Source organism: Cytophagales bacterium (assembly GCA_033344775.1).
GTDB lineage: Bacteria > Bacteroidota > Bacteroidia > Cytophagales > Cyclobacteriaceae > JAWPMT01.
This window is the reverse complement of the sequence record JAWPMT010000004.1, coordinates 1,042,623-1,054,256: the sequence shown is the minus strand read 5'-3', so window position 1 is coordinate 1,054,256 and position 11,634 is coordinate 1,042,623. Positions and strand designations below refer to the sequence as shown.

The window sequence follows — 11,634 nt, the reverse complement described above, 5'->3', positions numbered from 1 at the left end:
ACACAAATCATCGAAACTATGGATATTAAGGGTATGAATGTCGGCTTTGATCAAAAAACATCTAAAATCAGTTTATAGGGTAAGTTGAAGTCATGCTGTTTTGCGTTTGTGTCTTTCAATAAAATCATCAATGTTTGCCATTAAGATCACAGGTGAATGAGTAGAATACTGATTATTTTAACAGTTTTCGTGTTTTTCGGGCTATCGTCGGAGGTCCATGCGCAGGATCCGCAGTATTCTCAATATTATGCGGCGCCCCTGAACCTGAATCCTGGCCTCACCGGAATCAATCAAAAAGGCAGGGTGGGGCTGAATTACAGGAATCAGTGGCCTTCCATTGATGCATCATTCGAATCTTACTCGTTTTATGTGGATTACAATTGGGTCGACTACTACAGTAGCCTGGGACTGATTGTTAATACGGATCGGGAAGGGATAGCAGGTCTTCGTTCGACCATGATTGGACTGCAATATGCTTATCAGTTGCAACTAAATTATAATTGGACTTTTCGGCCTGCCGTTCAGCTGGCGTATTATCAGAGAGATATCAATTTTGATCGCCTGACATTCGGAGATCAATTTGATGCGACAGGTCAGGTGGTACTTGCCAATACCAATGAACAATTCAATACTGGCTTGAATGCTAATTTTTTCGACATCTCATTCGGTGGTATTTTATTTAATGATAAAATTTGGGGAGGATTTTCTATTTACCACGTCACAGAGCCCAATCAGGCACTGGCAGGAGGAGAATCACCGTTATATCAGCGAAGGTCTTTTCACGGCGGGATCAAGATCCCATTTCATGATATTTCCAAACGGGCGCAGAATAAACCTTTGAAAGAACGGAGCCTTACGCCAACCTTCAATTATCGTTCACAAAGTGAATTTGATCAATTAGACCTGGGCGTCTATTTTACACTAGAACCCTTATTGCTTGGAGTTTGGTACAGGGGTATTCCTGTAAAATCTCTGGAAGGTATTCCTAATAACGAGTCTGTGATCTTCATGACTGGCCTGACCACCAATAACGTTTCCATTGGCTACAGTTTCGATTTTACTGTGTCTGATCTGGGGATCAACAGTGGAGGCGCCCATGAAATTTCACTGACCTACACGTTTAGCCTGGACCCTCCTGGTAAACCTCCAAAATCCGTTCGGGAGGTCAAGTGTCCAGTTCCTTTTGGTTTTTAGGCCAATTTTTTCAACTTCTCTTTACTAATCATTCTTATTGGCGCTTCAATTAGCGGCTCAAATTTTGGATTTGAAACTCAGATAACTCCCATCGCGAGATTGTCTTAAAATCGACGGATAAAAGTGTGTTTAAAAGTTAATTCACTAAAAGCGGTTCACTATATGTGTGAAAAATAAATAATATTGAAAAGTATGCCTTTTTAGCTCGTGATTGGTGAAATTTCTAATCTTTTAACGGTTTTATTAGTTTTTGAAGTATGCGTTATCTAACTTCACTCAAGTGAGTGTGCTTCTTGGTAGTGATCAGGAAGAATTGATCGGCTTTCAGAGTAGAGCGGACAACTAAAATCTAAGAAACAAAAAAGAAATTGCTCGGTTTACGCCCGAGTGGTGCATTTATCTATTGGTTGTGAGAGAAGGAGACCTTCGGGCCTGGGCTTCAAGCCACTCCTTCTTTTTTTGTAAATCATTTTCTTGTAATACGATAAGAGGAAATTTTACTCTTTCCATTCTCTACTGGTTTTTATCCATTCAATTTTTCGTATCTTCAGGTTTTACAACCTAATAGATATGAAATTTCCAACCTATTCTTACCGTGCAATAGTCACGCTTGGCCTGCTATGTTTTATGACGGCCTGTAAACCCGGAGGTGAGACAGATTCTGATTCGCAGGAAGCTACTTCTCATTTTCAGGCATTGTTGTCTTCAGAGGCACCGACAGTTACTCCGGCCACTGGTTCATCAGTGATCAACAAAGTGACCGTTAATACCATCAACGCCGAGCAGAAAGAATTGTCCATTACATTGGCTTCAGTGTCCATGATGCAACTGGTGATTCATCTGCCAAAAGATGCAACTGTTTTAGATGTGGACGTAACCGTGAATGGAAAAGCCTACACGACCATCAAGGTTAACAGACAATATATCGTTTCGGATGAAGTACAATATATTTTTGGTAGCCTTAATATCCAGAGAGATCATCTCAAAGCTGGAGTAAATAAAGTAGGGCTGAAAGCTTCCGGTTCTCTGGAAGCAGCTACTGTGAAACTGCTACCAAGAGAGATTTATGCCGATGAAAATGGTGTCCTGACAACCACTTTGTACACACAATTTGCGAAAGTTGATAGTCTGATCTATCAAAATACAGGTACAAAAGCAGATCCTAAATATGAACCTTTATCCATTTGGACCAGAGCTTATGGTTTAAGCCGGGGTGTTCAGATGCTTCCTGGACCAACCTTACGATTCAAGCCCGGTAATTTGGTGCAGGTCAATATTGTGAATGAATTTAACCCTATTAAATACAGTCAGTTAGATGTCTTCGATAATGTTCAGAACACTGATCTCGGTAAAGACGAAGAACTGGCAGGCATGACGCTACATGGTGAATTGAACATTCCGCACAATCTGAACAATACCAACCTGCACGTGCATGGTTTGCATGTGGATCCTTCCAAGGATGATGTAACCACCGTGATAGTTCCCGACGGACTAAGTACCGAGGATTATGACGCACCGGATACCGATGAGCCAGTCGTTAATCTTGATTCCTTGAATGAATATTCTGTTTCTGATCAATCAGTGAAGGCCGGAAACTGGAATTATCAGTATAAGATCCCAGTCAATCACTTGCCAGGCACACATTGGTTCCATCCGCATAAGCATGGCGCGACCAGTGCACAAGTTGAAAATGGTATGGCGGGAACAATTGTGATCGAAGAGTCACAAGACAATTCTATCATCGAGTATACGGATCAAAAGACCTATGACGCATGGAGTGATCAAAATGATCGCGTGTTTGCCATTCAGGAGATTACCAACTATGGTTTTCAGCGAGGCGAAGGAGATGCGATGGGTATCAATCATAATGACTCGCTCACGTTGACGGTAAATGGATTGACCGATTACTCCTATGATGTGGCTCCAGGAGAGATGCAGAGATGGCGATTGGTGAATGCGGGAACGAATCATAAATCTTTTGCTTACGTCTGGCTAGGTAGACAGGATGCGACAGATAAGAGTACTTTTTACGTTGAGCCTATTTATTTGGTAGCTGCTGATGGGATCACCTTTGCGAAAATGGATACCATTACAGCTGAGAAGCCCGCGCTTCTGGCTCCAGGGAATCGATCGGATTTTCTGGTAAAGCTATCAACAGCTGGTACCTATAAATTCTTTAAGAACTACCCAACAGACATTACCTTAAAAGATGCTGCGACTGGGAAAACGCTATATTCCAAGGGTAGCAAGCAAACCGGTTTTCTCCCAGCCACTGTGAATGGTAAGAATAATCCATTGATGTTTAAGTACCAGTATTCAGGATTTAGTCAACCATGGGTGGGTGGTAGTACGAATGTTGTACCGCTGATACAAGTGAAAGAAAGCAGTAGCGATGCTGATTTTCTGGATGTGAAGATCAATACAAGTAGCGATTTTGGAGTAGGAAATTCAGGATTTCAGCCTTATGGAATAGTATCCGGGCAGCAATCACCAGCGGTGATCATGACGGTAAACGTAACTGGGGATGCGGTAGATTCCTATGATTATCCTTCCAAGGAGCGTATGAAAATGCTTTCGCCTATTACCATGGATGAACAAACTCCCCCGGTCAAACCCCCGAGTTATGTTTCTCCGATCTCTAAGTCTGATATTTTGCAGTCGCGCCCGGTGATTTTCGATGTTTCAGGAATCAGGGTCAAGCTGACCCAGACAGACGGTTCAGCAAGCAGTAAAGTGAATCAGTTTACCTTGAACGGAAGGTTTTTTGTCTTGAATGATCCATTAGGCAATCCAAAAGCCGAAGATTTCATTCAAACAGGGTTTAAAACTCCCTCTGATCTGGCCTTTAATTCTAGTACTACACATGCCCATACGGCAACACCAGTTAATGATGCGGATACCATAGGTACCTATGATAATATGGCATTTGAGAAGTCCGGAGGGGTGCAATGGCCGAATACGAATCAAGTGGTCAATCCCCCGGGTGATACGTCCTACTATTTCATGAATCCAGGCTATTTCCAAACGATTACAGAGGCTAATGGAAAATATACCTGGACTAACACGAACAAGCCGAGCTGGAAAGCACTGACCGGTATCGATGGTCCTGCATTGGTGAACAAGAAATATGAAGGATACTCGTCTTCATGGGATCTTCCTGGCCTTCCTCGTGCTACTACTGCAGAAGAGTATTACCTGATCAATAACTCTGATGTAGGTCATCCATTCCATATCCATATCAACCCATTCTTTGTGGTAGAAGTAGGGCAGTTGAGCTACGAGACTAATCCGGTAACAGGGAGTAAGGATTGGTATGTGCGTGCACAAACGGCCAGTTCTGAGCCACAACGTCCAACCAAAGCCAATGCCAAGTCCGGTGATGTCATTGCCGTGGAGAAAGGCAAGGAAATTGGTATCCAGGGTTTTGTTGGCAACTGGTGGGATACCATCACCATTCCACCTCACGGCTATGTGAAGGTGCGGTATTGGGTCAATGTACCTAAACAAAATGGTACTACTCCTGGGGCAATTACCGTGACAGATGACGATAATCGAAGAGGTATTTGGGTGTATCACTGTCACATCCTACGTCACGAGGATCGAGGTATGATGATGCCTTATGTTACTTCACCATTTGAAGGAAAGAAAGACTGATCGAATTCATGAAATTGATAAAGGCTCCGAAGGGGCCTTTTTTGTTGGTGGGTGTTGGTGTTGCTTGTCTACCTTTCGACGGAACTCAAGATGACAAGCCAAGGAACTTCTGCCTTCGCCGAAGTACGTGTCTCCACGAACTTCTTGTTGTTTATTATTAGAGAGGACTCAAACGAGGGCATTACTTCCTTCTCTTCCAAGACATCATTCCACGCCTGCCTGCCGACAAGGCTGGGATCAATTGGGAGGCTAGTATTTTGTTTCTGAGTCCCATGTGATCTCGCCAAAGTTTGTGTCTCCACGAACTTCTTGTTGTTTGAGAGGACCCGAACCACTACGATGTTCAAAGTGATCTATCGGAATCTGGATTTTATAGGAATTTCCTTACAAATCCACCACACATCGAAACCCGGTGTGATTCAGCCCCGAATCCATACTCGTTCCCATCCTGCGACTGGTCCGGTAACCTGAGCAATAGCTGTCATTGCACAAAAAACTCCCACCGCGGGCCACATGCTTTGAGGTGCCGGGTTCCGTAGGGTCATTAAATCGGGGGGAACCCTGTGGGTTGATGATCTCCTTTTGCTGTGCCTGTTTAGAAAACCAGGAGACATCATATTTATCTGCGCACAGTTCCCAGACATTGCCAGCCATATCGTAGAGACCATATCCATTGGGCGAATAAGATTTGACCGGAGCGGTACTCCCATAACCATCTAGTTTCCGGTCTTCGTAGGGGAACGACCCCTGCCAGAAATTTGCTTTATCAGTAGCCTTATCTGCAGGATCATTTCCCCAGGGATATTTCGCATCTTTCGTGCCGCCCATTGCTGCCCATTCCCATTCGGCTTCTGTCGGTAGTCGCTTCCCGATCCATTCAGCATAAGCCTGTGCATCTTCATAGGCAATGTGCACCACCGGATGGTTCATGCGATCATTGATGTCGCTGCGAGGACCTTCAGGGTGTTGCCAATTCGCTCCGACAGTCCATTGCCACCATTGCGTATAGTCATTCAGGTTAACGGCTCCTTTAGTAGCCTGAAAAACCAGAGAACCTGCACGCAAGAGTGAATCATGAGGTTTTTCTACGCCGGGAGGGAGTTGTTTTTTAATCTCTTCCCAATCCACATCTCGTTCTGCGACCGTTTGGTACCCCGTTGCATCCACAAACGCTTTGTATTCGCGATTGGTCACTTCAGTTGCATCCATTAAGAATGAAGCCACTTGTACTTCGTGAGCAGGCAATTCATTCCAGTAGGCATCATCTGTTTTCCCTCCTAACATGAAATTCCCTTCTGGAATCAAAATCATGCCTTCCGGTGCTTGCCTTGAGGACTGTTCTTTGATCGTGCAGCTGCTTACAACGATCAGGAATCCGATCAAAATTTGAGTGACTTTCATGAAAGGCAATAGTACATCAAATGAGTCGACTTGAGTGATAATTTTGAAGAAGGCGTTACTTTAGACCCATGCCCAAAGAAATCTCTACTTTTATCGTCGATTCATTTACGGATCAGGCATTCAAAGGCAATCCGGCTGGTGTTTGCCTATTGGAACAGCCTTTGAGTGATTGGGAAATGCAATCGATCGCCACTGAACTCAACTTATCTGAAACGGCTTTCCTTAGTCAGGAGCAAGACCATTGGAACATCCGCTACTTTTCTCCGAAAATGGAAATCCCATTGTGCGGACATGCTACTTTGGCGTCGGCCCAGGTATTGGTGGAAAAGTATGCTCCGGAAACCATCGACTTTATCACCGGGCACGGACTGAAACTCAAAGTAAAACCCGAAGCAGAAAGTCTGGTCATGGAATTTCCCCGTTACCGGACGTGTGATGCTGAAATTCCGGCAGGCATGCTTCAGGCACTAGGCATCGACAAGGCTATCAATAGTGTTTTCAATGAGGAAACACGGATCCTGATGATCGAAATTGAAAGCACCAAGAAGCTCAAAGAACTTGCTCCTGATTTCAATGCTTTGCTGCAGACTCATGATTCCCTGCATGGGGTACTAATTACGACCAAAGGCACAGAAGAATATGATTTTCATTCACGCTACTTCTGGCCATGGAGTGGTTCTAATGAAGATCCGGTAACCGGAGCTACCCATACTTTCATGGCCCCATATTGGGGTGAACGACTAATGAAGAACAAAATGAAATCTTTTCAGGCCTCCGCAAGAACCGGATTCATGGACCTGGAATTGTTAGATGATCAGTTACTGATCAAAGGAATGGCAGTGATGGTGCTGGAAGGATTTTTCAAAATTTAACGGAGGACCGTGTCCGCTTTAACATGCGTTAACCGAATATAACGACACTTAACATCTGTTTTTGGGAGCTTAGTGACCTAGAACTAACGCACAAACAATGAAACGCTTACTATTGCTCCCAATCTTCTATGTATTACTTACAGCTACTGTCTTTGCACAGGAATCCGATGACCCTGTCTCATTTAAAAAGAACTACACCGGACTTGCATTTCGGGGTGGTTGGGGTAGGTCATTTGGTTTCGTGGGTGATATGGAACTGCGCTATGGTCGATTCATCAATCCTCACTGGCTGGTAGGAGCGGCTGTCGATTTTAGGTCCAATACTCGCTTTGAGCAGCAGGCCTTTGGTGCTTTTGCCCGGTATTATTTCAATAAGAAACAGAAGGGCTTTTTTGTCGAAGCATCTTACAAGGCAGGCATAGCGCAACAACAAGTTGTCGACTCTTTTACGAATCAGGTACTCGATATTACCTCAGGTTCCATGTATCACACTTTTATCGGTGCAGGGTATGCCATGGTCAATAAGAAGAATTTTGGACTGGAATTATTTGCTGGATGGGAATCCACGCGATATAACCTTAGCCACAACCTGTCGGGGAATTCCACCATTAGCCTTGATCAAGGGTTTACTTCTGGTATCCGATTCCAGTACAAATTCTAGACTTTTACTAATCTTGAATTGCTCCCAAACAACTATAGCTTTTCTCTGATCTAAAATTGAATAACTTAAGAAAGGATACTTCTTGTTCCAAGAGCACACTAATTGATGTGCGATTGTAGATCCTTCGCCATAATCTTTTGTAAGTAGATTCGCTCAAACCTGCCAGAAACATAGGTGGTGCCAAGGATAAGGAGATTATTGTCTGTATCTACCCGGACTTGAGAAAGGGTGAAAGGATTGGCAAATCCAATAATCTCCGTGCCTGTCAATTCCTCCGAGTTGAGGTTGTAGAAATATAGCACCACTTCACGGCTTTCCGTTTCGGCTGCCAGGATCACATGTTGGTCGCCATAAGGTGTGATGGTGGCGGGTGTCTGGTCCCGTAGTTCGGCCTGGCGGCTGGCTAAGAGTTCAACGCTGGAACTCGTGCTACCAGCCAGTAATTGTGTGACAGGTAGGAGGTATGTTTCATTGAACTGATAGCGGATCACTGAAAAAAGATTTCCTGAAATCCAATCAATAGCCTTTAGACCCCCATTGTCCGATTGACCTTGAATCACTCCTGTTGGGGTGTTGCCAAAGTCTGTAAAGACAGTGGAAAGGCTGAAATTGTAAAAGCCATTGAAGAAATATTGCCCGGGAGCAGCTTCGCCACAGAAAAAAGGTAGGCGGCTTTGCCTTTCCAAAAAGTGTTCGTTGATTCTTTGTTCAACATCTTCTCCTACGCCTATCGTATAGCCAACGGAATTGAGGATCGTGCCATCAGGACTTATTTCCGAAAGTACCGTGAGCAGGTCAATAGGATCATAAGAAACCAACAGGAAATTTCCAGATGAGTTGACCGATGCACTCAACGGATAGAAGAGATTATTCAGCCTGGTGGTTTGCAGATTGCCGAGATTTGTTTGTATCGACACCATTTCTACCCGAAGGGTCGTGCGATCCATGGCAAAGAACCGGAAAACACTGTCGGACAACAATAGGTCACCGGTTGGGACAACCAGGTTATCGGGTAGATTCTCCGTAGTTCGGAAATTCCCTGACAGATCTGTGGTGATCAACTGAACCCCTTCAAAATTGACTTGATCCAGGGGCCTTCCGGTTAGGATGATATAGCCATCTGCGGTTTCACCGATATCAATAGGGTGAAACCCAAGTTCTCCATCGGAATGATCGTAGATCCTAAGCAATGAGGAGGAAGTCAGGTCGATATCTTCACTACAGGAAGTGAGTAACCCCAGAAATATTATGGAAAACACGAATGGTTGCCTTAGCCAGCTTAGGATGCGAGAGGATTGTTTTTTGAGAAATGTCATCATCTTCCGGACTTAAAAGTGGTGTCGATAAAGCGCAGTGGGAATAAGAAACTCAAGTTGCCTTGCAGATTGGTCAAACGGATATCATCATTGATGTCTCCTACTGCTGTCAGCTGATTTTCGGTAAAAAGCCTTTCTTTTTCAATGATGCTCGTAAGACCATAATGATAACTGAAGTCCAGACTCATTCGGATATTACCGATATCGAAACTGGCACCGATCCCTGCCAGCGCTGCGGCAAAACCCTTGAAATCCTTTTTGGTATCGATCGAAATGGTGCCCCCTGAAGTGGCTGCGGGCGTGCCTTCCTGGTGGTTAATGGTCAATGATTTTTCTGCTCCGATGGCAAAACCCCATTGGATGCCCAATTGAACAAAGGGGCGGAGGTTGCCAGATTTTAGAACGTCATATTTCAAAACAAGAGGTACCTCCAGATAATCCAGGTTCTGAGCTACCTGATATTTGGTTTGGAAAATGTCTGTTGCAGTGATCCATTCCAGCGAGTTGTCATAATCGTACCGGTACCGCTTGAAAGTAGGCAGGATACCAATCGAGATGCCACGATGGTAGTAGGTCAGGTCCAATCCTAACTGTATGCCTGGTGCCTGAAAAGATTCATAGTTTTTCTTCAGGTTTTCGGCATCATAATCGATGGCACTCAGTACCGAGTAAAAGGATTCGGTTTTCGGGTTGGTCAGGTTGCTGCCTGCGCGCAAACCCAGCCACCATTGGGTATCTAAAAAGGCTTCTAATCCACCCTTGGCATCAAGTTTTCTTTGTGCTGGAAGTGTCAATGTGAGCAGGCACAGCAACAGACTAACGAGCAACAGTCTAATCCCTGATGATGAGTTTCTTGGTGTCATTCAATTTTTCTGATTCGGCTTTCACAAAGTAAATGCCAGGTGATACAGTGGTTAGGTCGATGGCTAGTTGATGAGTCCCGGGTCGTAAATGGTGTTTGACATCCAAAACGATTTTGCCAGATTGATCAATCAATGAGAGGGTTACTTGTTGGCTGTCATTGAGGAATAATTTGATTTCGGTGGCGTCAGTTGCCGGATTAGGAAACACTCCGTCTATTTTGAAGAAATCCTGTCGGAATTTATTGGTGGAAAGGATTTCATCACGAATGACATCCAGAGGTTCAAAATTACCACCTTCGGGGTTGGGTCCACTGATGAAATCACCGAAGAAGATGTCATTGGCAATGACCTCCCGATCTACGCCCATCCATTCATGCAACAGATTCGCATAGAGTTGTCGGTAGTCAAATTGCATGGCGACATTGTTGTCTTCCATGTTGGGGTTGGTCCCATAAATACCCGGATTGACTCCTGAGCCAAACATCATGACGGGGCCGCCTGTCCCATGATCAGTTCCGTAACTTCCATTAGATCCGATGCGTCGACCAAATTCAGACATGGTCATGGTGAGCACTCGTTGTGCCAACCCACGACTCGCCAGGTCTTCGTTAAAAGCACGGATCGCTGAACTGAGGTGATACAACAACGCAGCATGGGTCCCCATGGTAGCGTCGTAGGATTCGGCTTGTTGCGCATGACTATCAAAGCCGCCCATGCGCACCAGAAATACTTTAGTTTTTACCCCACCACCCAATAATCTTGCTGCCAATCGAAGTTGATTACTTAAAGGATTTCTTCGAGCGCCTTCCGGTGCATTAAAGGGGTAGAGGTCTGGATAATCAACACGGGATTCAGGAGCGTTTTGATAGATCTCGGAAAGGCGTTGGATGTAGGTTTCGGATTTATCTTCCAGGCCCAATATCCAATCCATTTCTGTGTTGTAAGGTGAGCCATTTAGGAAGGAAGGAGGCAAACCTCGCGGGTCAAGTCCCTGATCCAGAAAACCTTCCAGGTTAGCTATCGTATTCGCGACCTGATCAGGAGAGGCACCTAATGACAATGAGGTAGGAATATTTCCTGTCTGATGGAAGATCAGGGATAAGTCATTGCCCATTTCCAGTGCCAAAGGGTCAGGCATTTCTTCTGTTGGGAAATCCGCAGGATAGGTTAGCGGAGCGAATTCTGCATTCAGGTACCGACCTACCCAGCCGGAAGAAAAGTAATCGTCGGCGCCACCCCCCATGAACCAAATATCTCTACCTCGGAAGTGGGAGCCATTGTTGTTTTCGTAGGAGACCCCTTGATAAACCGCGGCTCGGCCCGTGTCATACATGTGCTTGAAGTCCACCATGTCTGGATGGAGTCCAACCTGATCTGCAAAAGGGATCGTACTGTCTAGCGGGATGGCAGTACGTGTTCCCACTTGATAGGGTATGGCAATATTGGCTCGTCTGCTGTAGTACTGATCGTACTGTTCCAGCGGAATGAAGGTGTTGATGCCGTCATTTCCACCGTGTAATTGCACAATGACAATGACATTATCATTATTGCTTTGCGAGGCCAGCCGTTGCAGTGGTTTGTGCTCTGCCATCAGTCGGAGTGGTACACCCTGAAACGCCAAAGGGGCGCCCGCCGCAAAACCAGCTTTTTTTAAGAAATTTCTCCTCTTCATA

8 protein-coding genes are annotated in these 11,634 nt (G+C 44.9%); 4 read left to right on the top strand and 4 right to left on the bottom strand.

What is annotated here, in order from left to right; genetic code table 11:
* Positions 1–156: 156 nt before the first annotated feature.
* Together R8G66_13175 and R8G66_13170 are read left to right on the top strand one after the other, a co-directional pair.
* Positions 157–1,194, top strand: coding sequence for a type IX secretion system membrane protein PorP/SprF (locus R8G66_13175; protein ID MDW3193317.1), 1,038 nt, complete (start codon positions 157–159; stop codon positions 1,192–1,194).
* A gap of 570 nt (positions 1,195–1,764) precedes the next feature.
* On the top strand, positions 1,765–4,848 hold the full coding sequence (locus tag R8G66_13170; protein MDW3193316.1) for a multicopper oxidase domain-containing protein: 3,084 nt from the start codon (positions 1,765–1,767) through the stop codon (positions 4,846–4,848).
* 384 nt (positions 4,849–5,232) lie between these two features.
* On the opposite strand, the gene R8G66_13165 is transcribed toward R8G66_13170, so the two are convergent.
* Positions 5,233–6,249, bottom strand: a complete 1,017-nt coding sequence (locus R8G66_13165; protein MDW3193315.1) for a formylglycine-generating enzyme family protein — start codon at positions 6,247–6,249, stop codon at positions 5,233–5,235.
* Positions 6,250–6,317: 68 nt separating this feature from the next.
* Between R8G66_13165 and R8G66_13160 the strand changes: the two genes are divergently transcribed.
* The gene (locus tag R8G66_13160) at positions 6,318–7,121 is read left to right on the top strand and encodes a PhzF family phenazine biosynthesis protein (protein MDW3193314.1); all 804 of its coding nucleotides are present in this window, start codon (positions 6,318–6,320) and stop codon (positions 7,119–7,121) included.
* 97 nt (positions 7,122–7,218) lie between these two features.
* Entirely contained in the window at positions 7,219–7,782 is a 564-nt protein-coding gene (locus tag R8G66_13155) for a hypothetical protein (GenBank protein ID MDW3193313.1), read from the top strand.
* Positions 7,783–7,880: 98 nt separating this feature from the next.
* On the opposite strand, the gene R8G66_13150 is transcribed toward R8G66_13155, so the two are convergent.
* From R8G66_13150 to R8G66_13140, 3 genes are read right to left on the bottom strand one after another with little or no spacing between them, the layout of a single operon-like run.
* Positions 7,881–9,101, bottom strand: a complete 1,221-nt coding sequence (locus R8G66_13150; GenBank protein ID MDW3193312.1) for a hypothetical protein — start codon at positions 9,099–9,101, stop codon at positions 7,881–7,883.
* The gene (locus tag R8G66_13145) at positions 9,098–9,961 is read right to left on the bottom strand and encodes a porin family protein (protein MDW3193311.1); all 864 of its coding nucleotides are present in this window, start codon (positions 9,959–9,961) and stop codon (positions 9,098–9,100) included. The genes R8G66_13150 and R8G66_13145 overlap by 4 nt, the downstream gene beginning before the upstream one ends.
* Positions 9,930–11,633 carry a DUF1501 domain-containing protein gene (locus R8G66_13140; GenBank protein MDW3193310.1) on the bottom strand — a complete coding sequence of 568 codons (1,704 nt, stop codon included), beginning with the start codon at positions 11,631–11,633 and terminating at the stop codon, positions 9,930–9,932. The genes R8G66_13145 and R8G66_13140 overlap by 32 nt, the downstream gene beginning before the upstream one ends.
* Between the last annotated feature and the right edge of the window lies 1 nt (position 11,634).

Coding starts and splice junctions, on each gene's coding strand:
- R8G66_13145 (MDW3193311.1), bottom strand. CDS start 9,961: ATGACACCAAGAAACTCATCATCAGGGATTAGACTGTTGCTCGTTAGT.
- R8G66_13170 (MDW3193316.1), top strand. CDS start 1,765: ATGAAATTTCCAACCTATTCTTACCGTGCAATAGTCACGCTTGGCCTG.
- R8G66_13175 (MDW3193317.1), top strand. CDS start 157: ATGAGTAGAATACTGATTATTTTAACAGTTTTCGTGTTTTTCGGGCTA.
- R8G66_13155 (MDW3193313.1), top strand. CDS start 7,219: ATGAAACGCTTACTATTGCTCCCAATCTTCTATGTATTACTTACAGCT.
- R8G66_13140 (MDW3193310.1), bottom strand. CDS start 11,633: ATGAAGAGGAGAAATTTCTTAAAAAAAGCTGGTTTTGCGGCGGGCGCC.
- R8G66_13165 (MDW3193315.1), bottom strand. CDS start 6,249: ATGAAAGTCACTCAAATTTTGATCGGATTCCTGATCGTTGTAAGCAGC.
- R8G66_13150 (MDW3193312.1), bottom strand. CDS start 9,101: ATGATGACATTTCTCAAAAAACAATCCTCTCGCATCCTAAGCTGGCTA.
- R8G66_13160 (MDW3193314.1), top strand. CDS start 6,318: ATGCCCAAAGAAATCTCTACTTTTATCGTCGATTCATTTACGGATCAG.